Annotated in this window: 19 protein-coding genes; 8 read left to right on the forward strand and 11 right to left on the reverse strand. The window is 74.2% G+C overall.

Translation table 11 applies throughout. The features are described from left to right. Positions 1-157 precede the first annotated feature (157 nt). The 6 genes from ahcY to ACIRBX_RS29295 form a co-directional block, all read right to left on the reverse strand. Entirely contained in the window at positions 158-1,591 is a 1,434-nt protein-coding gene (gene ahcY / locus ACIRBX_RS29270) for an adenosylhomocysteinase (protein WP_402301282.1), read from the reverse strand. A gap of 296 nt (positions 1,592-1,887) precedes the next feature. Next, complete coding sequence (locus ACIRBX_RS29275) at positions 1,888-2,853, reverse strand: cation diffusion facilitator family transporter (RefSeq protein ID WP_402301285.1); 966 nt, start codon at positions 2,851-2,853, stop codon at positions 1,888-1,890. 131 nt (positions 2,854-2,984) lie between these two features. Continuing rightward, entirely contained in the window at positions 2,985-4,199 is a 1,215-nt protein-coding gene (locus ACIRBX_RS29280; protein WP_402301288.1) for an SIS domain-containing protein, read from the reverse strand. 72 nt (positions 4,200-4,271) lie between these two features. Further along, the gene (locus ACIRBX_RS29285) at positions 4,272-4,457 is read right to left on the reverse strand and encodes a Trm112 family protein (protein ID WP_402301290.1); all 186 of its coding nucleotides are present in this window, start codon (positions 4,455-4,457) and stop codon (positions 4,272-4,274) included. Positions 4,458-4,555: 98 nt separating this feature from the next. Then, on the reverse strand, positions 4,556-5,941 hold the full coding sequence (locus tag ACIRBX_RS29290) for a phosphomannomutase/phosphoglucomutase (protein WP_402301293.1): 1,386 nt from the start codon (positions 5,939-5,941) through the stop codon (positions 4,556-4,558). A gap of 136 nt (positions 5,942-6,077) precedes the next feature. Next, positions 6,078-6,443 carry a DUF3499 domain-containing protein gene (locus ACIRBX_RS29295; protein ID WP_402301296.1) on the reverse strand — a complete coding sequence of 122 codons (366 nt, stop codon included), beginning with the start codon at positions 6,441-6,443 and terminating at the stop codon, positions 6,078-6,080. Positions 6,444-6,573: 130 nt separating this feature from the next. Between ACIRBX_RS29295 and ACIRBX_RS29300 the strand changes: the two genes are divergently transcribed. Beyond that, positions 6,574-7,026: a metallopeptidase family protein gene (locus ACIRBX_RS29300; RefSeq protein WP_402301299.1), complete on the forward strand. Its 453-nt coding sequence runs from the start codon at positions 6,574-6,576 to the stop codon at positions 7,024-7,026. A gap of 81 nt (positions 7,027-7,107) precedes the next feature. On the opposite strand, the gene ACIRBX_RS29305 is transcribed toward ACIRBX_RS29300, so the two are convergent. The 3 genes from ACIRBX_RS29305 to ACIRBX_RS29315 form a co-directional block, all read right to left on the reverse strand. After that, complete coding sequence (locus ACIRBX_RS29305) at positions 7,108-8,772, reverse strand: DUF5719 family protein (RefSeq protein WP_402301302.1); 1,665 nt, start codon at positions 8,770-8,772, stop codon at positions 7,108-7,110. Between the two features lie 9 nt (positions 8,773-8,781). Continuing rightward, entirely contained in the window at positions 8,782-12,552 is a 3,771-nt protein-coding gene (locus ACIRBX_RS29310; RefSeq protein ID WP_402301305.1) for a glycosyltransferase, read from the reverse strand. 294 nt (positions 12,553-12,846) lie between these two features. Then, a complete protein-coding gene (locus tag ACIRBX_RS29315; RefSeq protein WP_104816397.1) occupies positions 12,847-13,119 on the reverse strand; it encodes a WhiB family transcriptional regulator in 273 nt (90 codons plus the stop codon). Positions 13,120-13,795: 676 nt separating this feature from the next. Here ACIRBX_RS29315 and ACIRBX_RS29320 point away from each other — a divergent pair. The 4 genes from ACIRBX_RS29320 to ACIRBX_RS29335 are packed head-to-tail and all read left to right on the forward strand — an operon-like array spanning position 13,796 to position 17,025. Beyond that, on the forward strand, positions 13,796-14,455 hold the full coding sequence (locus ACIRBX_RS29320; RefSeq protein ID WP_402301308.1) for a cysteine dioxygenase: 660 nt from the start codon (positions 13,796-13,798) through the stop codon (positions 14,453-14,455). A gap of 46 nt (positions 14,456-14,501) precedes the next feature. Continuing rightward, a complete protein-coding gene (gene cofD / locus ACIRBX_RS29325; protein WP_402301311.1) occupies positions 14,502-15,461 on the forward strand; it encodes a 2-phospho-L-lactate transferase in 960 nt (319 codons plus the stop codon). Continuing rightward, positions 15,458-16,747, forward strand: a complete 1,290-nt coding sequence (locus ACIRBX_RS29330) for a coenzyme F420-0:L-glutamate ligase (RefSeq protein ID WP_402301313.1) — start codon at positions 15,458-15,460, stop codon at positions 16,745-16,747. The genes cofD and ACIRBX_RS29330 overlap by 4 nt, the downstream gene beginning before the upstream one ends. Continuing rightward, positions 16,744-17,025 carry a VOC family protein gene (locus ACIRBX_RS29335; RefSeq protein WP_402301316.1) on the forward strand — a complete coding sequence of 94 codons (282 nt, stop codon included), beginning with the start codon at positions 16,744-16,746 and terminating at the stop codon, positions 17,023-17,025. The genes ACIRBX_RS29330 and ACIRBX_RS29335 overlap by 4 nt, the downstream gene beginning before the upstream one ends. A 222-nt stretch (positions 17,026-17,247) precedes the next feature. Here the strand turns inward: ACIRBX_RS29335 and ACIRBX_RS29340 are convergent, their stop codons facing one another. Both ACIRBX_RS29340 and ACIRBX_RS29345 read right to left on the reverse strand, forming a co-directional pair. Continuing rightward, positions 17,248-18,156, reverse strand: coding sequence for a DNA-3-methyladenine glycosylase family protein (locus ACIRBX_RS29340; protein WP_402301319.1), 909 nt, complete (start codon positions 18,154-18,156; stop codon positions 17,248-17,250). A gap of 592 nt (positions 18,157-18,748) precedes the next feature. Then, positions 18,749-19,801, reverse strand: coding sequence for a peptidoglycan recognition protein (locus tag ACIRBX_RS29345; RefSeq protein WP_402301322.1), 1,053 nt, complete (start codon positions 19,799-19,801; stop codon positions 18,749-18,751). Between the two features lie 101 nt (positions 19,802-19,902). Between ACIRBX_RS29345 and ACIRBX_RS29350 the strand changes: the two genes are divergently transcribed. The 3 genes from ACIRBX_RS29350 (at position 19,903) to ACIRBX_RS29360 (ending at position 23,819) form a co-directional block, all read left to right on the forward strand. Further along, positions 19,903-20,697 (forward strand): TIGR03089 family protein, encoded by a 795-nt coding sequence (locus tag ACIRBX_RS29350; protein ID WP_402301325.1) that lies wholly within the window; start codon positions 19,903-19,905, stop codon positions 20,695-20,697. Positions 20,698-20,733: 36 nt separating this feature from the next. Next, positions 20,734-22,026 (forward strand): LCP family protein, encoded by a 1,293-nt coding sequence (locus ACIRBX_RS29355; protein ID WP_402301328.1) that lies wholly within the window; start codon positions 20,734-20,736, stop codon positions 22,024-22,026. Between the two features lie 134 nt (positions 22,027-22,160). Further along, entirely contained in the window at positions 22,161-23,819 is a 1,659-nt protein-coding gene (locus tag ACIRBX_RS29360) for an LCP family protein (protein ID WP_402301331.1), read from the forward strand. The last annotated feature ends 1 nt before the right edge of the window (position 23,820 follow it).

Consider the following 23,820-nt stretch of genomic DNA (forward strand, 5'->3'; position numbering starts at 1 on the left):
GGCCCCCCGGGCCCCCCCCGGCGGGGGCGCCCCCCTGCCGGGGTGTGGGGGGGGGGGGGGGGGGGGGGGGCCGGGGGGGGGGGGGGCCCCCCGGGCGGGGGGGGGGGGCCCGGGGGCCCCCCGCCCCCACGGTCGGTTCACGGCTGCTGACCCGGGATCAGTAGCGGTACTGCTCCGGCTTGTACGGGCCCTCGACCGCCACGCCGATGTAGTCGGCCTGCTCGGGGGTGAGGGTGGTGAGCTTGACGCCGAGGGCGTCGAGGTGGAGGCGGGCGACCTTCTCGTCCAGGTGCTTCGGGAGGACGTAGACGCCGACCGGGTACTGCGAGGTCTTGGTGAAGAGCTCGATCTGCGCGATGGTCTGGTTCGCGAAGGAGTTGGACATCACGAAGGACGGGTGACCGGTCGCGTTGCCCAGGTTCAGCAGGCGGCCCTCGGACAGCATGATGATGGTGTGGCCGTCCGCGAACTTCCACTCGTGGACCTGCGGCTTGACCTCGGTCCGGACGATGCCGGGGAGCTTCGAGAGACCGGCGATGTCGATCTCGTTGTCGAAGTGGCCGATGTTGCCGACGATCGCCTGGTGCTTCATCTGCTCCATGTGCTTGGCAAGGATGATGTCCTTGTTGCCCGTGGTGGTGATGAAGATGTCGGCGATCGAGACGACCTCCTCCAGGGTGGTGACCTGGTAGCCGTCCATGGCGGCCTGCAGGGCGCAGATCGGGTCGATCTCGGTGACGATGACCCGGGCGCCCTGGCCGCGCAGGGACTCGGCGCAGCCCTTGCCGACGTCGCCGTAGCCGGCGACGACCGCGACCTTGCCGCCGATCAGCACGTCGGTGGCGCGGTTGATGCCGTCGATCAGGGAGTGGCGGCAGCCGTACTTGTTGTCGAACTTCGACTTGGTGACGGCGTCGTTGACGTTGATGGCCGGGAACAGCAGCTTGCCGTCGCGGTGCATCTCGTACAGGCGGTGCACGCCGGTGGTGGTCTCCTCGGTGACGCCCTTGATGGTGGCGGCCATCTCGGTCCACTTGGAGGGGCTGTCCTTGAGGGTGCGGTTGAGCACCTCCAGGATCAGGCGGTACTCCTCGTTGTCCGCGGTGGACGGGTCCGGGGCCTGGCCGGCCTTCTCGAACTCGACGCCCTTGTGGATCAGGAGGGTGGCGTCACCGCCGTCGTCCAGGATCATGTTCGGGGTCTGGCCGTCGGGCCAGGTGAGCGCCTGCTCGGTGCACCACCAGTACTCCTCCAGCGTCTCGCCCTTCCAGGCGAAGACCGGGACGCCCTGCGGGTCCTCCGGGGTGCCCTCCGGGCCGACCGCGATGGCGGCGGCGGCGTGGTCCTGGGTGGAGAAGATGTTGCAGGAGCACCAGCGGACCTCGGCGCCCAGGGCGGTGAGGGTCTCGATCAGCACGGCGGTCTGCACGGTCATGTGCAGGGAGCCGGTGATCCGGGCGCCGGCCAGCGGCTGCGCGGCGGCGTACTCCTTGCGGATCGACATCAGACCGGGCATCTCGTGCTCGGCGAGCTGGATCTCCTTGCGGCCGAACGGGGCCAGGGAGAGGTCGGCGACCTTGAAGTCGGACATGGTGGTGCGCTCCTCGCTGCGTGCGGGGTCGGGTCGTCTTACGGGTGTGCTGAGCGGCGGCGCGCCCGACGGGATGCGGGGCTCCGCTGCTGCGGCACAATCCCGTCGGAGGACCTCTCTCCCTCGACCGCGCCGACCCGCCAGCGGGTGCGCCGATCGACCGCCATCAGCAGCGACGTTCTTGGCTCTGCTGACGAATCTACACCGATGGCGGTGCCGGACGGATTCGTACGAGCGGATTCAGCCGTTCCAGCGACGGGACTGACGCGCCGTCAGGCGGTCCGTCGAGAGGTCCGTCAGTGGGACGGTCCGCCGGGGGTGGCCTCCCGGTCGGGGCCGGCCGCCTCCTTCTCGGCGGAGTAGATGTCCGGCTCCAGGTAGATCACCCGGGCGATCGGGACGGCCTTGCGGACCCGGGCCTCGGCCAGGTCGATGGCCTGCGCGACCTGGGTGGCGCTGTCCTCCGCGTTGACGCCGATCTTGGCGGCGACCAGCAGCTCCTCGGGGCCCAGGTGCAGGGTGCGCATGTGGATGATGCGGGTGACCGAGTCGTGGTCCACCAGGGCGGCCCGGATCTTGGCCACCTCGGTCTTGTCGGCGGACTCGCCGATCAGCAGCGAGCGGGTCTCCAGGGCGAGCACCACCGCGATGGCGACCAGCAGCAGGCCGATGGAGAGGGTGCCGATGCCGTCCCAGACGCCCTCGCCGGTGATCACGGTGAGGCCGACGCCGAACAGGGCGAGCACCAGGCCGATCAGCGCGCCGAAGTCCTCCAGCAGCACCACCGGAAGCTCGGGGGCCTTGGCCCGGCGTACGTACTCGACCCAGCCGAGCGAGCCCTTGGACTTCCTCCCCTCGCTGATCGCGGTGTGGAAGGACCAGCCCTCCGCCGCGATGGCGAAGACCAGCACGCCCACCGCCCAGTACCAGCCGTCCAGTTCGTGCGGGTGGCGGATCTTCTCCACGCCCTCGTAGACGGCGAACAGGCCACCGACCGCGAACAGCACGATCGACACCACGAAGGCGTAGATGTACCGCTCGCGCCCGTAGCCGAAGGGGTGCTCCTCGTCGGCGTCCCGGGCCGCCCGCTTGCTGCCGACCAGCAGCAGCACCTGGTTGCCCGAGTCGGCGACGGAGTGCACGCCCTCGGCCAGCATCGAGGAGGAGCCGGTGAAGGCGAAGGCGGTGAACTTGCTGACCGCGATCGCCAGGTTCGCGGACAGTGCCGCGACCAGGGCCTTGGTGCCGCCTTCGGTGCTCATGCTGGGGTCGGGTCCCTCCGACAGGGCCGGTGCCCCGCACCGGCCGACGCTCTGCGCTGACGAGCGCACACAGTATCCCGACCGGGCCGGGGAGCTGAGGCGCGGTCAACGGCTGCCCCGGCGCGTCGGGTTCACTCCCCGGCGGCCAGGCCGAGGTAGACGGCGGCGAAGTCGGTCAGGGCGGTCAGCTCGGCCAGTGCGTGCAGCGGGTCGGCCTCCACCGTGCGGTACTCGGTGAACCGGACGCCGTGCGCCTCGGCCAGCCGGTGGGCCCGGCGGACGGGGTGGCTGGGCTCGGCGAAGCCGGTCTCCTCCTCCTCGGCCGGATCGGCGGCCCGGCCCGGGGCCTGACGGAGCAGCAGCACCTGGAGCAGCAGCGGATCGGGCTCCTCGACCCGGTCCCGGAAGAAGTCCTCCGGGTCCGAGCCGGAGCCGAACTGGCCGACGAACATGCCCCGGTGGGCGGTGAGCACCTGCGGCAGCGCGCCGGGCAGCGCGGGGCGCCCGGCCCGGTCGGCCAGCATCGCGGCGAACCGGACGGCCACCGCCCCCGCCACCGGGCCGTCGGTCCAGAGCAGCGGGACGGTGCCGGAGAGCTTGCCGGCCAGGTCCTTGGCCGGATTGACGTAGGCGGCGGCGTCCGGACGGCAGCGGACGGCCACCTCGTCCAGCCGGTCGGCGGTGGACTGCAGGGAGCCGGCCGGGAGTTGGGTGACGCCGAGCTTCTCGGTGAGGGCCAGCAGCGGGAGCAGCATGGCCCAGAGCGCGCCCGGGTCGAGGGCCGGCAGGTCGGGCTCCTCGGCCTGGTGGTCGTCCTCGACGGTGGTCGGCACGTACGGCAGCGGCAGGCCCCGGACCTGGCGGGCGGCCTCGGTCAGCGGGCTGTCCGACGGGGCGATCACCACCACCGTGCAGCCGCGCGCGTACGCCTGCTGGGCCAGGCCGGTCAGGCCCTCCTCCCGGCCGTCGGCCGAGGCGATCACCAGCAGGTCCAGCGGGCCGACCCAGCCGGGGAGCTGCCAGCGCAGCCCGGCGGTGAACGGCGGGGCGGCCACCGTGCGGTCGCGCGGGACGGGCTCGGCGTCGACCGGCGGGAGCGGGAGCACCAGGGTGGACTCCACCGCCAGCGCGGCCAGCGCGGGGCCGACCGCCAGGGCGCTGCCGTAGCCGGCCACCAGCAGCGAGCGCGGGCGGCCGTCGGGGCGCAGCGCCGAGATCCCGGCCTCGTCGGCCAGCCGGAGGGCGGTGCGGACCCGGGCTCCGGCACCGGCCAGCGCGAGCAGCGCGTGGTCGCGGTCGGCGCGCTGGAGGGCGGCCGGGTCGTCGAGCAGGACGTCGTCGATCATGCGGCTGGCCTCCGGCCTCGCGCTGGGCGGACGGTGGGGTCGGTCTGACGCCGGATCAGGAGGGGTGGCGGGTCAGGAGGGGCGGCGGGCCTCGTCGACCAGGAGCACCGGAATGCCGTCCCGGACCGGGTAGGCCAGGCCGCAGCTCTCGCCGGTGCAGCGCAGCTCGTGGGCCTCGGCCGTGTCCTGCTCGTCGAGCGCGGAGTGGCACTCCGGGCAGACCAGGATCTCCAGCAGGAAGGACGGCAGGTTGCTCATGGGGTGTCAGGCTCCAGGGTGCGGTGAGGTACGACGCGCCGGTACAGCGGTGCCCCGGCCGGTGGCAACCTTACCGGCCGGGGTCGGGCGCGGTGGGGTCAGGCGCGGACGATGGCCAGGACGGTGTCGCGGATCTCGGCCATCACGGCCGGGTCCTTGGCCTCGACGTTCAGGCGCAGCAGGGGTTCGGTGTTGGAGGCGCGGAGGTTGAACCACCAGGTGGTGCCGGTGACGGTGACGCCGTCGAGGGTGTCGACGGTGACGTCCTGGCGGTCGCGGTAGTGGGCCAGGACGGCGTCGGTGCGGCCGCTCTGGTCGGTGACGGTGGAGTTGATCTCGCCGGAGGCCGCGTAGCGGTCGTAGGCGGCGGTCAGCTCCGACAGCGGCCGCCCCTGGCCGCCCAGGGCCGCCAGCACGTGCAGCGCGGCGAGCATGCCGGTGTCCGCGCGCCAGAAGTCGCGGAAGTAGTAGTGCGCGGAGTGCTCGCCGCCGAAGACGGCGTCGGTCACCGCCATCTCCTGCTTGATGAAGGAGTGCCCCACCCGGGTGCGCACCGGGGTCGCCCCCAGCTCGCGGACCACCTCCGGCACCGTCAGCGAGGTGATCAGGTTGTGGATCACCGTGGGGTTGTCCTCGCCCTGCGCGCGGGCCCGGGCGATCTCCCGGGCCGCGACCAGCGCGGTGATCGCCGACGGCGACACCGGGTCGCCCTTCTCGTCCACCACGAAGCAGCGGTCCGCGTCCCCGTCGAAGGCCAGGCCGATGTCCGCACCCACCTCGCGGACCCTCGCCTGCAGGTCCACGATGTTCGCCGGGTCCAGCGGGTTCGCCTCGTGGTTGGGGAACGTCCCGTCCAGCTCGAAGTACATCTCCACCACGTCCAGCGGCAGACCCCCGAACACGGTCGGCACCGTGTGGCCGCCCATCCCGTTGCCCGCGTCCACCACCACCTTCAACGGCCGGATCGCCGTCAGGTCCACCAGCGACAGCAGGTGGTCCGCGTACCCGCGCAGACTGTCCCGCCGCGACAGCGAGCCCGGCTTCACGTCCAGCGCCGGCACCGACACCGCACCGTCCGCCGACGTCCACGACTCCACCAGCTCACGGATCTCGGACAGCCCCGTGTCCTGCCCCACCGGCGCCGCCCCCGCACGGCACAGCTTGATCCCGTTGTACCGCGCCGGATTGTGCGAAGCCGTGAACATCGCCCCCGGCAGATCCAACGACCCCGACGCGTAGTACAGCTGATCCGTCGAGCACAGCCCGATCTCCACCACGTCCGCACCCGACGCCGCCGCACCCTCCGCGAACGCCCGCGACAACGACGGCGACGACGGACGCATGTCATGACCCACCACGACCGCCGACGCACCCACCACCCGCACGAACGCCGCACCGAACGCCCACGACAGCACCTCGTCCCACTGATCCGGCACCACACCCCGGACGTCGTACGCCTTCACCAGCTGCTTCAGGTCCCGCACAACCGCTCCACTTGTTGGGTACTCGGACCAGGGCAGCGTACCGGGAGGTGATGGACGGTCGGTGAACGGAGAGTCCTCCGTCAGCTCCGCCTGCGGGTGCCGTCAGCTCGCCCGGCGCGGGCGCCCGGGGCAGCGGTCAGCTGTCCGGCGAGCGGAGCACCCGGAGGTGGCCGCGGCGGCCCGCCTCGGTGGACTCGTGCTCGCGGGGCCCGGGCTGACGGGGCGTCTGGGGGCGGGCGGCCTCCCGGACGGCGTTGGCGAGCGCCTCCAGGTCGTCGCTGGAGCGGCGCAGCGGATTGGTGTCGGCCGCCAGCCGGACGACCTCCCAGCCGCGCGGGGCGGTCAGGCGCTCGGCGTGCTCGGCGCACAGGTCGTAGCAGTGCGGTTCGGCGTAGGTGGCGAGCGGCCCGAGCACGGCGGTCGAGTCCGCGTAGACGTACGTCAGCGTGGCGACGGCCGGTCGGCCGCACGCGGTCCGCGAACAACGACGTACAGAGCTCACGAGGGTGGACGGTACCGCACTCCTGACCAGGCCGCGAAGACCCGCCCCCGCCGAGTGTCACGTGTCGCCGACATGGGCACCGCCGGGGTGGTCCACTTCTGGGGCTCCAAGGACTACGCTCGACACTGATATGGACAGCTCCGCACCCCGATCCCCGGCGGACCAGCCCCGCCTCCGGCGCCACCGCGACCGGCACGGCCGTGGCCTGCGCGGACCGCTCGCCCCGCCCCAGGTACCCATCTCGCTGACCCGCTCCGAGCTGTTCGACGACTACGTGCGCGAGTCGGTGGAACGCCTGGAGCGGCGCTGGCCCCAGCTGGTGGACGTGGAGTTCGCCGTGCAGGAGGTGCCGGCCCCCGGCGAGGAGGAGGACGGCGAGGAGGGCGGCGTGCCGCTCGGGCGGCTGGTGCCGGCCGACCAGGGGCGCAAGAGCCGGATCGTCATCTACCGGCGGCCGGTGGAGATCCGGGCCAAGAGCCGGGACGACCGGGCCGCGCTGGTGCACGAGATCCTGATCGAGCAGGTGGCCGATCTGCTCGGCCTGTCGCCGGACGCGATCGACCCGCGCTACGACGAGGAGTGAGACGTCAGGAGCCCCCGACCCGGCCGGGTCGGGGGCTCCTGACGTTCCGTCAGCGCGACGGGACCGCCGCGACGGGACCGCTCAGCGCAGCAGGACCGCCGGGTCCGGCCGGGACTGCGGGATGCGCACGGTGCTGCGGTCGTCCCGGAAGGACTGCACGGTGAAGCCCGGTGCGTCCTTCACCGGCAGGGCGAGCATCCGGGCGGCCGTCACGGGGCCGCCGGAGACCGTCTCCACGGTCAGGCCGAAGGAGCCGTTCAGTCCGGCCGGCTCGGGGGCCGGCAGGGCCACGGTGGCACCGGCCGGGACGGTGACCTCCTTGGTCGCCGGGGTGCCGCCGCCGGTGCCCGCCGAGGCGGTGACCTTCACCTTGGCCTCCTCACCGGTGGAGGTGAGGTAGAGGGTGGTGGCGTTCCCGCCCCGGTTGTCGGCGATCGAGGCGCGCGGGCCGATCGGCACCGCGCCGGTGATCCAGGCCGCCTCGGCCTTGTTGTTCTGCACCCGGTCCATCCGCAGGGTGGCGACCACCGGGGTGGGGTGGGTCTCGTCGCTCGGGCTGAGCCGCAGCGCGCCGGGCTCGCCCCGGGTGATCTGGCCGAGGTCGACCGCGTTGACCATGCCGGCCTTCACGTGGACGGTCTCGAAGCCGGCCGGGGTGAACCAGCCGTTCCGGCCGGACACCTGGACCTTGAGGTCGGCGTCCTCCTCGCCGGGGGCGACGATCACCAGCCGGGCCGCCGAAGCGTCGGCCACCAGACCGGGCAGCACCTGGGTGGCGGCCGGGACCGCCGAGGGCTGGATCCAGTCCGCGCCCTTGCCGGTCTCGACGGCGTGCACGCCCGCGCCGATCCGGCCGCTGCGGGCCACCACCCGCAGGGCCAGGTCCTTCTGGTCCTTCGTCAGGGAGGACAGCCGGATCGACTGCGAGGCGCCGGGGGCGAGGCCGATGCCCTCCGCCGCCGGGTTCTCGATCGGACCCTTGTCGCCGTACAGCTTGATGTCCACCACGGCCGCCACCAGCGGGTCGGGGTTGACCAGGCTGATGTAGTCCACCCGCTCGGCCGAGGTACCGGCGCCGGCGAACCAGAAGCTGGTGCCCGTCGGCGTGCACTCGACGCCGGACAGGCCGCGGGCCTGCTCGTCGGTGACGGCGGTGACCTGGGAGACCGAGAAGCCGGGGGCGTAGCCACCGGTGGCCACCGCGGTGGCGCCGGGGGCCACGTCGCCGTTGTCGGCCGGGCCGGTGGCCGGGACGCCGGGCTTGGTCAGCGCCACCTTGGCGTCGGCGGGCGCCGCGTCGGCCGGGGCGGGCGTCGCGGGGGCGGGCGTCGCAGGGGCCGCCGACGGGGATCCTGACGGGGCGTCGGCCACCGGGGCGTGCGGAGCCGCGTTGGACAGCGCGCCGTAGCCCCCGCTACCACCCTCCTCGGGGGAGAACAGCGTGAGCGCGGTCGAGCCGGTCAGCCCGTGCAGGGGCTGCGGGCAGACCAGGGCGGTCCGCTCCACCTTGGCGGTGCCGGCGACGGCCGGGACGACCGTCGGGCCGCTCGGCGGGCGCAGCTCGGCGATGCCGAACACCGCGCCGATCGCCACCGCACCGGCCAGCAGCGAGACACCGGTCCGGCTGGCGCCGCCGGAGGGCCGGCCGCCCGGCGCCTCGGCGCCGGGAGCCCCGGGCTCGACGGGGCGGGGGGCGGCCGGCTCGGCGGCGCCCTGCTTGGCGGACTTGAAACTGGGCTTCTTCATGACGGCGGGTCAGCTCCCCGATCCGGGCCGGTACTGCTGGCCGTAGGGGTCGTTGGGGTCGTAGTAGGGCTCCTGCTGCGGCTGCCCCGGCACCCAGGGCTGCTGCTCCGGCTGGTCGTAGCCCGGGTACCCGTCCTGCTGCTGCGGCTGCTGCTCGTAGCCCTGCTGGTACGGGTCGTAGCCGTACGGCTGCTGCTGCTCGTAGCCGTAGGGCACGGCGGCCGGCTGCTGGACCGCGTACTGGTCCCAGCCGTACGGGTCGGCCTGCTGCTGGTACGGGTCCTGGTACTGCTCGACCGGCGGGGCCGGTGCGGGCTCGGCGGTGGTCTGCGCCGGGACGGCGGCGTAGACGCCGGCCTCCTCGGCGCCGGCCGGCTCCTCGCCCTCGCCGCGCTCGGCCATCCGGCGGGCCCGGCGGCTGCCGGGCACCGGGGCCTGCGCCTGGGCGGCGGCGGCCAGCGCGGCGGCGGCCACCACCTCCTCGGGCAGGTCGTCGTCGTTGTGGTTGCGCCGGCCGGGCAGGGCCAGCACCAGGACGGTCAGGCCGAGCAGCACCTGGGCCCAGATCCACCCGGTGTGCAGCAGGCTGCCGCTCCGGGTGACGTCCAGGGTGCCGCCGGTGGCGGGGAGCTTGAAGCCCTGCGCCCAGCCGTCCAGGGTGACGGGCTCCAGGGCGGTGCCGTCCAGGGTGGCCTTCCACTCCGGGGCCGCCCGCTCGGTCAGCCGCAGGGTGCGGCCGGCCTCGCCGGCCGGGAGCTTGCCGTGCACCTCGCGGACCCCGGCCGGGAACGGCTTGGCCGCGCCCTTGGCATCCACCAGCTGGGCCCGGGTCGCCGTGGCGCCGGAGACCTGCCAGAGGCCGATGCCGTTCTCCTCGCTGAGCTTGGTCAGCCCGGGGGTGGTGTCCAGCACCTCGCGGGCCTTGGCGGTGAGCGGCTGCTTGAGCTCGACGAAGCCGATGCCCCGGCCGGCCAGCGCCTTGGCCTGCTCGCCGCCGGAGCCGCCGAGCAGGCGGCCGACCAGGCCATCCAGCGTGCCCGCCGGGTCGTCGGCCACCGCGACGGTGCCCTCGGCCTGACCGAGCGTCAGGCCGGAGCCCCGGACCAGCGAGTAGCGCACCGCGTCGCCGTCCCCGGTGAGCACCAGGGTGCGGGAGCGGTCGGTGGTGCCGGCCTCCTCCGCGATGAAGGCGGGCACCTGGGCCGCCTCGCCCCGGCGCAGCGGACCGTCGGCGCCGCTGACGGCCCACCAGACGGCGGTGCCGAACGGGGCCAGCACGGCGGCGGCCAGCACCAGCGCGGCGACCGGCTGGCGCCAGCCGAAGGCGATGCCGGAGACCCGGGCGTTGGCGCCGTCGGCGCCGATCGCGGCGGCGGCCAGCAGGGCCACGCCGCTGAGCAGGGTGGCGGGCCCGGCCCAGGCGGCGACCGGGAGGCCGCCGGAGGCCGGGGTGACACTGGTGCCGGCCACCACGACGGTGAAGAGCAGACCGGCCAGGGCAGCGCCCCAGGCGGCCAGCACGGCGCGGCGGCGGTCGGCCCGCAGCAGCGCGGCGAGTGCCGAGAGCACCACACCGGCCGACAGCCAGACCGGCGGCACCCCGGCGCCGCCGGGATTGACCAGGACCAGGCCGAGCGGGCTGGCCGCCGGGCCCTCCAGGCCGGGCAGGCCGGCCTCCAGCAGCAGCCGGGACGGGTGCGCGAGCACCTCCAGCGACCAGGGCGCGAGCACCAGCACCGGGGTGCCGAGGATCACCAGCACCCGCAGGCCGAGCAGCCGGACGGCCTCGCCGCCGGAGCCGTACGCCCCGCCCCGGACCACCGCGTGGGCCAGCGCGGCCAGGCAGAGCGGGACGGCGATGGCCCAGGTGAGCGGGACGAAGGCGGTGCAGACGGTGAGCATCAGCACCGTCATCCAGCTGGACCGCCAGCCGGGGCGGGCGCCCTTGGCCGCGGTCTCGGCCCGGATGCCGAGGCCGGCGCTGATCGCCGCCGCGCGGGCGAGCGGGGGCAGCAGCACGGCGAGCACGGCGGTGCCGATCCGGCCCTGGGCCAGCGCGCCGGTGGCGGCGGGCAGCAGGGCGTACCCGGCGCTGGCCCAGGCGCGGACCAGCTTGGACTCGATCAGCGGACGGGAGACCAGGTAGGCGCTGACCGCCGCGAGCGGGATGGCCAGCACCACCAGCAGGGCGACCATCAGGTCGGCGTTGCCGAGCAGCAGCCAGGAGAGCACCGCGAGCACGCCCAGGTAGGGCGGGGCGGTCGCGTCCGAGCCGCCGCCGACGGGGTGCCAGGCGCTCGCGTACATCGACCAGAGCCCTGAGGCACCGTCAGCGGCGGGCAGCAGCGCGCCGCCCAGCAGGCTGCCGCTGCCGAACAGCTCGCGGCAGGCGATCAGGGAGACCACCAGCAGGGCGGTGAACAGCAGCGGGGCGGGGCGCCGGGCCAGCTTCTTGACCAGGGCGAACTGCTCGACCACCAGGTCGTCGGCGTCCTCGTCGCCCGGGCCGGACTCGGCCGTGCCGTGCCGGCCGGCGCCCGGGTCCTCGCCGCCGCCGATGCCGAGGGCGCCGATCACGCCCTCGACCGCCAGCCGGGTGGTGGCGCCGGGGGCCGGGAAGAGCGTGCGGTCGTCCAGCGGGTCCCCGGACCTGGTCCTGGCCCGGTGCTTGCGGGCGGCCAGCAGGCGGGGCAGCCGGACCAGCTCGTGGCCCAGGCCCGCCAGTTCGTCGAACGCCTGCTTGGGGTCCTTGCCGACCACGTTGACCAGCATCCGGAGCAGGGTGCCGAGCACCAGCCGGAGCAGCACGTACGGGAGCAGCAGGCCCTTGGAGTTGGCCAGCAGGGTGTAGACCGCGCCGGCCTTGTCCACCCGGTGCGGGTGGGCCGAGCCGCAGTCGATCGCGCGGCGCTCGCGGCTGGCCGCCTCGGCGTGCCGCAGCACCGCGTCGGGGGCGACCACCACCCGGTGGCCGGCCGCGTTGACCCGCCAGCAGAAGTCGGTGTCGTCCCGCATCAGCGGGAGGGCCTTGTCGAAGCCGCCGAGCTCCTCGAAGACGTCCCGGCGGACCAGCATGCCGGCGGTGGAGACGGCGAGCACCGGCCGGACCTGGTCGTGCTGGCCCTGGTCCTGCTCGCGCCGGTCCAGGCCGGTCCAGCGGCGGCCGGAGCGGGCGATGGTGACGCCGACCTCGAGCAGCTGGCGGCGGTCGTACCAGCTGCGCAGCTTGGGGCCGACCACGGCGGCGGTCGGGGTGGAGTCGGCGACCTGGAGCAGCCGGCGCAGCGCGTCGGTCTGCGGCTCGCAGTCGTCGTGCAGCAGCCAGAGCCACTCGACCGGCTCGGTCTCCCGGGGGCCGCCCCGGCCGAGGTCGTCCTCGGCGCCGAGCGGGTCGCCGAAGTCGTCCCAGCCGCCGGTCACCGGGTCGTAGCCGGAGGGGTCGAGGCTGTACGGCAGGTCCTCGGGGCGCAGCGGCGGCGAGTTGAAGACCGCCTGGCCGACGGCGTTGCCGAAGCCGGAGCGGCGGCCGAGCACCAGCGGACCGCTCTCCGGCAGCCAGTCGCCCAGGGTGTCCCGGAGCAGCTGCGGGGAGGTGTCGGTGGAGCCGGTGTCGACGGCGAGGATGCGCTGGACCGTGCGGTCCTGGCCCAGCAGGCCGGCCAGGGCCTGCGGGAGCCACCGGGCACCGTCGTGGGAGACGATCACGGCGGTGACCAGGTGACGCGGGTACGCGGGTGGCCGGGCAGCGGAGAAGCCGCTCTGGTGGCTGTAGACGGTCATCGAGTGCGTGAGCCCCAAGCTTCTCGGTGCGGCCAAGGGAGTTGGCGCCCCACACTAACGGCTCCGGATGGCGGGCTCGTCCCCGGTGTACCGCCGAGACGATCGGGAAGCAGGTGGAAAGGGGTGGGGAACGTCCCGCGGAACGACTTCCGGAAGGGCCTCCGGTATATGCGGGGAGGCGATCCCGTGAGGGGTGGCGGGAGAACCGGTGGAAGTCGTGCGGAAATCACGCCGGAAATGCAGAAGCGCCCCACCGTCTTCGGTGAGGCGCTGCACGAACCCGAGTGCGGACGGTCAGACCGCACTCTTCTTCAGACGACGGCGCTCGCGCTCGGAGAGCCCGCCCCAGATGCCGAACCGCTCGTCGTTGGCGAGGGCGTACTCCAGGCACTCGGACCGGACCTCGCAGGCCAGGCACACCTTCTTGGCCTCGCGGGTGGAGCCGCCCTTCTCCGGGAAGAAGGACTCGGGGTCGGTCTGGGCGCAGAGCGCACGCTCCTGCCAGCCGAGTTCCTCTTCCTCCTCCTCGATGCCCTCACCGATCAACAGCTCAAAGAGCTCGCTCATCTCTGGCGCCTCCTCTGCCCCTTTTGGCGTCCCCGTGGTGTTGCCGTTGCCTGGAGCGGCGGAACGACACGAGTGAAATTACAAGTGCGTCACTCTGGCCCAGTCAAGCCGGGCCCTGGTATTGGGTCGAGGATTCACTCCCCGGAACCAAGGCACTACGACAAGTGTACAGATCCGGACATGACGGTCTTACCGCCCTAATCGGGCCAACCGGCCGGAAGCACCCACCGCCTGACACGCAGTCAACCTGACGCACCCTCAGCCCTGCCACCCCCCGAACGGGTGGACGCGGGCCGCAGCGCACTCGGTTGCCGCTGGTCACCGCCTCCCTTCCCGGCGATCTTCACATCGAAACATAGAGGGTGATTTATCACCCCATCCGGTGGTTCGTGGGTGATGTGACCGGAATGCGGCCCGGATCAGGTTGACACTGTGGCCCCTCTTGCGGTCTCCTTGCTCCCATGTCAGAGTCCGCCACCCTCGTGAGCCGCCGCCAGGCGATGCTCCGGCGTGCCGCGAACTCCCTCTGTTGTCGCCTCTGTTCCTGTATCTAGGCGCACGCGTCCCACCGCGCGCCGCCCCAGGAGCACCGAGGCCGCCCGCGCGACAGTCCCCCCTGAATCCCCGCGGACCGGCTGAGCACCCGCCGACCATCCGCAACCGAGGATTCCTTCCGATGCGAATGCCCCGCCTCCGCAAGCGCAACCGTGACCGCGCCCGGCAGCAGCGCCTGCTCGCCCCCGCCCCTGCCGCGGCCACGGCCGCCGCCTCCACCACCGTCCGCTGGACCGACGGCCTGAGCGACGTCTCGATCGCCGGTGACCCGACCGCCTTCCAGCACCTGGCCCGCACCGACCTGCCCGCCCACCCGACCACGGTGGCCGGCTACGCACGGCTGGTCCGCGAGATCGCCGCCGACGAGTCCCGCTGGAAGCCACTGGTCCGCTACGACGCCCTGACCCGCTGGTACTCCCGGCTGGAGACCGGCCCCGGCTACGAGGTCTGGCTGCTCAGCTGGCTGCCCGGCCAGGGCAGCGGCTTCCACGACCACGGCACCTCCTCCGGCGTGATGACGGTGGTCCAGGGCGAGCTGGTCGAGCGGGCCCTCACCCAGGACGGCGAGCAGCAGCGGCCGATGCCCGAGGGCGCCCGCCGGGTGTTCTCCTCCGGCTACCTGCACGAGATGGTGAACGCCTCGCTGGAGCCCGCCGTCTCGATCCACCTGTACGCGCCCGGCCTGGTGGAGATGAACCAGTACGGCAGCGCCACCGCCGGGCACGTCGGCGCCCCGGCCGGCGAGCACGCCCCCGCCGAGCAGCGGATCGAGTCGCACTGACGCTCCGTCGGGCCCGGTGACCGGTGCCGCCTGGCAGGATGGGCGCATGCGCATCGTGGCTTTGGCAGGCGGCATCGGTGGGGCGCGCTTCCTGCGCGGGCTCCGGGAACTGACCGGCCCTCAGGACGAGATCACCGTCATCGGCAACACCGGCGACGACATCCACCTCTTCGGGCTGAAGGTCTGCCCCGACCTGGACACCGTGATGTACACCCTGGGCGGTGGCATCCACGAGGAGCAGGGCTGGGGCCGGGCCGACGAGACCTGGTCGGTCAAGGAGGAGATGAAGGCCTACGGGGTCGGGCCGGACTGGTTCGGCCTCGGCGACAAGGACTTCGCCACCCACATCGTGCGCACCCAGATGCTGGCCGCCGGGTACCCGCTGAGCGCCGTCACCGAGGCGCTCTGCGCCCGCTGGCAGCCCGGCGTACGGCTGCTGCCGATGAGCGACGACCGGGTCGAGACCCACGTGCGGATCACCGAGGACGGCGCTCCCAAGGTGGTGCACTTCCAGGAGTACTGGGTGCGGCTGCACGCCTCGGTGGACGCCGAGGCGATCGTCGCCGTCGGCGCCGAGACCGCCAAGCCCGCCCCCGGCGTGCTGGAGGCGATCGCGGCGGCCGACCTGATCCTGCTGCCGCCGTCCAACCCGGTGGTCTCGATCGGCACCATCCTCGGCGTGCCCGGCATCCGGGAGGCGGTGGCCTCGGCCGCCGCCCCGGTGGTCGGGCTCTCCCCGATCATCGGCGGCGCCCCCGTGCGCGGGATGGCCGACAAGGTGCTGGCCGCCGTCGGCGTGCCGGCCACCGCCGAGGCGGTGGCGCTGCACTACGGCGCCGGGCTGCTGGACGGCTGGCTGGTGGACACCGCCGACGCGGCCTCCGTCGAGCCGGTCGAGGCGGCCGGGATCGCCTGCCGGGCGGTGCCGCTGCTGATGACCGACGTACCCGCCACCGCCGAGATGGCCCGGGCGGCACTGGAGCTGGCCGAGCAGGTGCGGGCGTGATCACCGTCCTGCCGGTGACCGGGCTGCCGGAGATCGAGCCCGGCACCGACCTGGCCGAACTCATCGCCAAGGCGGGCACGTTCGAGGACGGCGACGTGGTGGTGGTCACCTCGAAGATCGTCTCCAAGGCGGAGGGCCGGATCGTCGAGGCCGCCGACCGGGAGGCCGCGATCGACGCCGAGACCGTCCGGGTGGTGGCCCGGCGCGGCCGGTCCCGGATCGTCGAGAACCGCAACGGGCTGGTGATGGCCGCCGCCGGGGTGGACGCCTCCAACACCGCGCCCGGCACGGTCCTCCTGCTGCCCCTCGACCCCGACGCATCGGCCCGCGCGCTGCGGGCCCGGCTCCGGCAGCTGACGGGACGTCGGCTCGGCGTGCTGGTCACCGACACCTTCGGCCGCCCCTGGCGCAACGGCCTGACCGACGTGGCGATCGGCGCGGCCGGGGTCGCGGTGCTGGAGGACCACCGCGGACGGCAGGACAGCCACGGCAACGAGCTCACCCTCACCGTCACCGCCACCGCCGACGAACTGGCCGCCGCCGGCGACCTGGTGAAGGGCAAGGCCAGCGGGGTGCCGGTCGCGGTGGTGCGCGGCCTGGACGGCGTGGTCACTGAGGAGGACGGCGACGGCATCCGGCCGCTGCTGCGCCCGGTGGTCGACGACCTGTTCCGGCTGGGGACCTCGGAGGCGCTGCGGGAGGCCGTCACGCTGCGGCGCACCGTCCGCTCCTTCACGGCGGAGCCGGTCGACCCGGAGGCGGTCCGGCGCGCGGTGGCCGCCGCCGTGACGGCCCCGGCCCCGCACCACACCACGCCCTGGCGCTTCGTGCTGGTCGAGACCGCCGAGGTGCGGGAGCGCTTGCTGGACGCGATGCTCGCCGCCTGGCGGCGGGACCTGGCCGGGCTGGACGGCTGGGACGAGGCGAAGATCGCCCGGCGGACGGCGCGCGGCGACGTGCTGCGGGCCGCGCCGTACCTGGTGGTGCCGTGCCTGGTCATGGACGGCTCGCACGACTACCCCGACGCCCGGCGGGCGGCGGCGGAGCGGGAGATGTTCGTGGTGGCGATGGGGGCCGGCGTGCAGAACCTGCTGGTCACCCTGGCCGGGGAGGGCTACGGCTCGGCCTGGGTGTCGTCCACGATGTTCTGCCGCGACACCGTCCGGGAGGCGCTGGACCTGCCCGACGGGTGGGACCCGATGGGCGCGGTGGCGGTCGGCCGGCCGGCCGAGGCACCGACGGCCCGTCAGGCGCGGTCGGCGGACGCCTTCCTGACGGTGCGGTGAGCGGGCTGGGGCTGGTGGTCGTCTACACCGCGCGGCTGACGGAGTGCGTCGACTTCTACCGGGGGCTCGGGCTGCGGTTCGCCGCGGAGCGGCACGGCACCGGACCGGAGCACTACGCGGCGGAGCTGGCCGACGGCACCGTGCTGGAGCTCTACCCCGCACGGCCGGGGCGCGAGACGGGAGCGCTCCGGCTCGGGCTGAGCATCGACGGGGCGGACGGGGTGCGGCTGCTGACCGATCCGGACGGGCGGACGGTCGAGGTGCGGGCCGCGTCCTAGGACCGGCCCGGCGGGTCGTTCGCGGGCGGGTGGGCCGGGGAAGCGCCTCCCGGCCGGAGGCCGGACGGGCTCCGGGGCTGTCTCCTTGGTGGGGGCGGTTGTGACACCGTGCGGCTCCTTGGTGGGGCCGGACGTCGTCGCAGGGCCCCCTCCGGCCCGATGCCGGGTGAGGAGGACGCGTGCTCCGGCGGCGACCGCCCGGCCCCACCATGGAGACGGCCCCTAGCGGTGGCGGTGGTCGTTCGGGGTGAGCCGGGGCCCGTAGCGCGGAGCGCGGGCGCCGGTCAGGGCGATCAGGCGGCAGACCCGGTGGCGGTGGCCCGCGTACGGGGCCAGCAGGGCGAGCATCTGGGCGTCGTCGCTGCGGGGGCGCCCGGCGAGGGCCCACCCGACCAGGTTGGGCAGGTGGAAGTCGCCGACCGAGACGGCGTCGGCGTCGCCGTTGCTGCGCTGGAGGGTCTCGGCCGCCGTCCACGGGCCGATGCCGGGGACGGTGGTGAGGCGGGCGGCGGCCTCGGCCGGTGGAAGGCCCGACGCCTCCTCCAGGCGGGCCGCCAGCCGGGCCGCCCGGACCACGGTGGCGGCCCGCTTGGGGTCGACACCGGCGCGGTGCCACTCCCAGGACGGCAGCATCGCCCACTCCCGGGCCGACGGCGCCACCCGCATGCCCTCGGCCGGGCCGGGAGCCGGGGTGCCGAAGTCCCTGAGCAGGGTGCGCCAGGAGCGGTACGCCTCGTCGGTGGTGACCTTCTGCTCCAGGACGGCGGGGATCAGGGACTCCAGGACCAGACCGGTGCGGGTGAGGCGGAGGCCGGCGTGCGTGCGCTGTGCCTCGCGCAGCGGACCGGGCGGCAGGTGCAGCCCTGACGGGTCGTCGGACGCGCCGAGCAGCAGCGGCAGCCGGGCCAACAGCCACCCGGCGCCCGGGCCCCAGGCGTGCGCCTCGACGGTGCCGCCGCGCTGGGCCACCCGGAGGGTGCCGACGCCGGCCGGCGTCCGGGAGGCCCGCCAGACGGCGCCGTCGCCGCTGGCGCGGTACGCCGGATCGGCGGGGCCCCGGCGCAGCGGCAGCAGGGTCCGCCCGAGGTCCAGTGGGTACCCCGGCTCCCAACACCGCACCGCCTCCGGCACCTTGCCGCACCTCCCGCCAGGGAGGATACGCCGACGCGGCGGCCCGGCAGGGCAGCGAGCCAAGGGCTCGGGGGACTGCGACGCATCGGAACGGCAGGGCAGCGCCCCAGGGGCGCGGGGAACTGCGCGCGGGGGAACGTGAACGCCCTCCGCTGAGGGCACAGGGGTCAGTTGCACGTGCGGCGGTACCCCGGTGGGAACGGCAACACGTGCAACTGACCCGCCTGCCCCGACCTCACGGACGTCCGGCTTCCGACTCGCGCAGTTCCTCGCGCCCCCGGGTCCCCATGTGCCGCACTGCTGCCTAACGGGTCTGGAGCACCAACACGGCAACACGTGCAACTGACCTGCCTGCCCCGACCTCACGGTGGTCTGGCTTCCGACTCGCGCAGTTCCTCGCGCCCCTGGGTCCCCATGTGCCGCACTGCTGCCTAGCGGGTCTGGAGCACGAACACGGCAACACGTGCAACTGACCTGCCTGCCCCGACCTCACGGTGGTCTGGCTTCCGACCCGCGCAGTTCCTCGCGCCCCTGGGTGCCCGTGTGCCGCAGTGCCCCGCGCCTCCGGGGTGCTCGTGTGCCGAGCGCCTGGCTAGCGGGTCTGGAGGTGGGTGGCCCAGGTGCGGATGGCGGGGAGGCGGGTGTAGAGGGCCTCGCCGGGGCACTCGGTGTTGAAGGCGTCGCGGTGGCCGGAGACGGTGTCGAAGGTGACGGTGGTGCCCTTCTTGTAGCGGCTGCTGTCGGAGGCGGAGGTGAGCTGCGTCTTGCCGTTGGCGGGCTGGCCGGTGAGGCCGAGCTTCCAGGCGGTGAGCTTGGCGATGCCGTCGAGCTGGGCCTGCGGGACGGCGTCGGCGGTGTAGCGGCCGAGCGCGGCGACGCCCGCGGTGTCGGTGTTGAAGCCGAGGGTGTGGGCGCCGAGGACGGGGTTGGCGACGCCGCCGGCCCGGCCCTCGTAGACGGTGCCGCAGCGGTCGACCAGGAAGTTGTAGCCGAGGTCGCGCCAGCCGTTGCTCTTCACGTGGTACTGGTAGATCGACCGGATGACCTTGGGGGCGTCGGCGCAGGCGTAGTCGTTGGCCGTGTCGGTGTGGTGGACGAAGACCGCCCGGACCGGGCCGGTGTAGGTGAAGTCGGGCTCGCGGATGGTCTCGTCGGCGCCCCAGCCGGCCCGGGTGACGATCCCCGGACGGGGCCCCGCTCCGCCGGCCCGGCGGACCGGCACGTCCCGGCCGGGGTCGACCAGTTCGGCGCGCAGGCCGCGCGGTGCGGTGCCGGTGTGGCGGACTTCGACGCCGTCGCTGGGGCCGACCCAGAGCGGGGCGGTGGCACCGCGCCGGGCGCCCTCGGGGCCCTCGGGGTCGGGGCGGTCGTCGGGCTCGACGGCCAGCGGGTGCCAGGGGCTCCAGGTGCCCGCGACGGCGCGGGTGCGGACCTCGACGGTCCCGTCGAAGGTGGCGGTCGGGTCGTCCCAGCTGACGCCGACCAGGGAGAACGGGGCGGTGGAGTGCTGCGGGAGGCCTCGCTGAGCACCCGTCAGGGGGATGGTGGTGACGCCGCCGGAGCCGTCCCGCGCGGTGGCGGGCGGGGGGAGCAGCAGGAGGGAGGCGGTGGCGGCGGTGACGGTGGCAAGCAGAGCAAGGCGCATGAAAGGGATATTGCGCGCAAACCGCAACTGACGCCACGTCGGTTCCGCCGGGTAGCCGCCCCTCCCGGGGCGCCCGGCGAGGTCGTAGGGTGGACCGCACCATGACTGCGCCATTCGCTGCCGACGCCCGCACCCCCGCCGAGCTGCTGCACGCCTACCTGCGCCCGGGGGCCCTCGACGCGGACCCGACCCGCCCACTGGTCACGTTCTACGACGACGCGACCGGCGAGCGGGTGGAGCTCTCCGCCAAGACCTTCGACAACTGGGTCGCCAAGACCGCCAACCTGCTCCAGGACGAGCTGAACGCCGGCCCGGAGGACCGCACCGCGCTGCTGCTGCCCGCGCACTGGCAGTCCGCCGTCTGGCTGCTGGCCTGCTGGTCGGTGGGCGTGGTCGCGGTGCCCGGCGGCGCCCCGGCCGACGCCGACCTGGTGGTCAGCGGTCCGGACGGGCTGGAATCCGCCAAGGACTGCTCCGGCGAACGGGTGGCGCTCGCGCTGCGTCCGCTCGGCGGGCGCTTCCCGGCCCGGCCGGACGGCTTCCTGGACTACGCCGCCGAGGTGCCGGGGCAGGGCGACCGGTTCGCCCCGTACTCGCCGGTGGACCCGCAGGCGCCGGCCCTGGAGACCGTGGTGGAGGACGGCCTGCCGCTGAAGCTGACGGGGGAACAGACGGTGGCCCTGGCCCGGGAGGGCGCGGCCCGGCTCGGGCTGGGCACCTCCAGCCGGGTGCTCAGCACCCTCTCGTACGACGACTGGGCCGGCCTGGAGGCCGGGCTGCTGGCCCCGCTGGCGGCCGGCGCCTCGGTGGTGCTCTGCCGCAACTCCGGCTCGCTGACCGAGGAGCAGTGGGCGAAGCGGATCGAATCCGAACGAGTGACTCTGCGCCTGGGCTGATCCGCCCGCCCCGGCCACCGGGTAGGAATCACCGTCGTGGCCGAGGACGATGACCAGAGCGAGCGCCCCCCGACCGTACGCGGCGGGGGGCGCCGCCGCCTCCTGCTGATCCTCTCGGGTGTGCTGGCCCTGCTGCTGCTGGCCGGCGGTGCGGTGGTCTGGCTCGGCTACCGCAAGCTCGACGGCAACATCGGGACCGACACCGCCACCGGCAAGCTGCTGCGGCAGGACGAGTCGGAGCGGCCCGAGCGCGGGCCGCAGCAGGCCAGGAACATCCTGCTGATCGGCAGTGACGACCGCAGCGGGGCCAACGGCGAGTACGGCTACGCGGGCGGGCAGCGCTCGGACACCACGATCCTGCTGCACCTGGCGGCGGACGGGGAGCACGCCACCGCCGTCTCCATCCCCCGGGACGCGATGGTCCGGGTGCCGGCCTGCGAACTCCCGGACGGGACCCGCTCGACGCCGCGCTTCGTCCAGTTCAACTGGGCCTTCGAGCTGGGCGGTCCGGCCTGCACCATCCGGACCGTGGAGCGGCTCAGCGGCATCCGGATCGACCACCACCTGATCCTGGACTTCACCGGCTTCAAGAAGATGGTGGACGCGGTCGACGGGGTGGAGGTCTGCGTGCCCCGGGCGATCCACGACCGGAACGCCAAGCTGGACCTGCCGGCCGGGCGGCAGGTCCTGGACGGCGAGCAGGCCCTGGGCTACGTCCGGGCCCGGGAGACCCTGGGGGACGGCAGCGACACCCAGCGGATGGGCCGTCAGCAGGAGTTCCTGGCCTCGATGGTGCGCAAGGTGCAGTCCACCGGAGTGCTGCTCAACCCGACCAGGCTCTGGCCGCTGCTGAACGCCGCCACCGGGTCGGTCACCGCCGACGAGGGCCTCGGCCGGCTCGGCGCGCTCTACGACCTGGCCCAGGACCTGCGCTCGATGCCGACCTCCAACGTGGTCTTCCTCACCACCCCGCGCCGCCCCTATCCGGGGAACCCGGACCGGGACCAGCTGGTCCAGCCGGACACCGACCGGCTGTTCGCCGCGCTGCGGGCCGACGGCACGGTGAACGTCCGGGCCTACCAGGTGCCCGCCTCGCCCTCCCCCACCCTGCTGGCCGAGGGGGTGCCCACGGTCCTCCCCTACGACCCCTCCGCCGACGGGTCCCCGGCGCCCGAGCCCCCGCCGGGCGCCTCCGCGAGCCCCTCCCCGGAGGACGGCCCGGACTGGGCGCCGACCGGCTCGCCGGGCGCCTCCGCGAGCGCCCTGCCGACCGCCGCGCCGACCCTGGAGGGCCGGACCGCCGATCAGGAGGTCTGCTCGATGCACTGACGGCGCGCGGGGGCAAACCGGTGGATTGCGGGCCGACGGGCCGTGAACTTTGCCCGCTTTCATGACCTTTGACCACCGTGGGAACCGTCACAGTGCGACCGGATCATGGCCGGTGCTCGTCTAGGGTGTCCGAGGTGAACAGCGGAGAGCGGCAGAACGGACACCACGCGAACCGGCCCCCGGCCGCAGTGGACCCGGCCGACCAGTGGGTGCTCGACCCGGCCACCGGGGAGTTCCGGCTGGACCTGGACGCCGCCCCTCCCCCGGCCCCGGCGGCAGTGCCCCGGCCCCGGCCGACCGACGGCGCCCGGGACGGCGGGCGGTCGGCCCGCCGGCAGGGCGGCGGCGGGCGCGGCGGGCGCCGACGGGTCGTCAAGTGGACCGCCGGGACGGCCGCGCTGGTGCTGGTGGCCGGCTGCGGCGGGGCGCTCTACGCCTACCAGCGGTTCACCGGGAACCTCTCCTCGGTCGAGGTCGCGGTCGGCCCGGACTCCGAGCGCCCGCAGGCCGCCACCGGGGCGATGAACATCCTGGTGATCGGCACCGACAGCCGCCAGGGCCTGGGCCGCGAGTACGGCGACGAGGGCAGCGCCGGGCACGCCGACACCACGCTGCTGATGCACGTCGCCAAGGACCGCAGCAACGCGACGGTGATGAGCATCCCGCGCGACCTGATGGTCACCATCCCGGAGTGCGAGGCCGGCGGGAAGAAGATCCCGGGCTCGGCCAGGACGCTGTTCAACGAGAGCCTGGGGCAGGAGGGCCGTGACCCGGGCTGCACCTGGCGGACCGTCGAGAAGACGACCGGCATCCGGATCGACCACTTCCTGATGGTGGACTTCGAGGCGGTGAAGAGCCTCTCCACCGCCGTCGGCGGGGTGGAGGTCTGCGTGGCCAAGGACATCAACGACTCCGGCTCGCACCTGAAGCTGGCCAAGGGCCGGCACGTGGTGCAGGGCGAGCAGGCACTGGCCTTCGTCCGCACCCGGCACGCCGTCGGCCAGGGCAGCGACCTGTCCCGGATCGAGCTCCAGCAGCAGTTCCTGAGCTCGATGATCCGCAAGATGAAGAGCAGCGACACCCTGACCAACCCGGCCAAGCTGTTCAACCTCGCCGACGCCGCCACCAAGGCGCTCACCGTGGACGCCGGGCTGAAGAGCGTGGACCGGCTCAAGGACCTGGCGCTGGACCTCTCCAAGGTGGACACCAAGCACATCACCTTCGCCACCGTGCCGGTGCTCGACGACCCGAAGAACAAGGGCCGGGTGATCCTGAACGACAAGCCGGCCGCGCAGCTGTTCGCGATGGTCGCGGCCGACCGCTCGCTGACCGAGGTGCCGAACGCGCCGGCCCCCGAGCCCTCCGCCGCCCAACCCTCGGCGCCCGCACCGGCCGAGACCTCGGCACCGGCCGCGCAGGTGGACCCGGCGGCCGTCCGGGTCACCGTGCGGAACGGCTCCGGCGTCCCCGGGCAGGCCACCAAGGCGGTCACCACCCTGAAGGGGAAGGGCTTCGTCCTGGCCGGCACCGGCAAGGACACCGCCGCTGCCACGACCACCACGGTCAACTACCCCAAGGGCCGGGCCGCCCAGGGCGCCGCGCTGGCCGCCGCGCTCGGACTGCCCGCCTCGGCGGCCGTGGAGAGCGCCGCGCAGGGTGCCGGCGAGCCGCTGCTGCTGGTGCTCGGCAAGGACTTCACCGAGCTCGGCAAGCCCGCCGTGGCGGTGCCGACCGAAGCGCCGGAGGACCTCCAGCGGGTGCAGGCGGACGACGTCGACGTGTGCGCCAAGTGAC

Source organism: Kitasatospora sp. NPDC096147, from assembly GCF_044763225.1.
Taxonomy (GTDB): domain Bacteria; phylum Actinomycetota; class Actinomycetes; order Streptomycetales; family Streptomycetaceae; genus Kitasatospora.